Raw genomic sequence first — 550 nt, forward strand, 5'->3', positions numbered from 1 at the left:
GCGTTGCAGCATCGCCTATTTGTGCATGATTTCGCACAAAGGGCAATTCACACTATGCGGATGTTCGCACTGCCTGTGTGCGAGACGCGGTTGCCGTCTTGAAAATGCCAAACGAAATCAACGGATAGACTGTCCGGCGCGGTTTGGCACGGCAGTTGCAGATACCAATCCAGCAGTCGCGAGGCTGCGGAGGTCATAACAATTGCCCCGGGAGGTCGAGCTTTCGATCGGGGCGCCAATGGAGGACGTCATGCAGCCAGCATTCGCTGCCGCCGAACCGCGCGGCAAGGTTCCCTTATACCGGCATCTCTACGTGCAGGTCCTGGTGGCGATCGCCGCCGGCGTGCTGCTCGGTCACTTCTATCCCGAACTGGGTGCTTCGCTGAAGCCGCTCGGCGATGCTTTCATCAAGCTGGTCAAGATGGTGATCGCGCCGGTCATCTTCCTGACGGTGGCGACCGGCATTGCCGGCGTCTCCGATTTGCACAAGGTCGGCCGCGTCGCCGGCAAGGCGATGATCTACTTCCTGGTGTTTTCGACGCTGGCGCTG

At 60.0% G+C, this 550-nt stretch carries 1 protein-coding gene; it reads left to right on the forward strand.

The annotated features are described in order from the left end of the window. Positions 1 to 250 precede the first annotated feature (250 nt). Positions 251 to 550, forward strand: a 300-nt coding sequence (locus AC1DX0_RS36950) for a cation:dicarboxylate symporter family transporter (RefSeq protein ID WP_477359631.1), incomplete at its 3' end; no start/stop codon positions are given.

The sequence above is a fragment of the Mesorhizobium sp. P3_A9 genome (genome assembly GCF_056402975.1).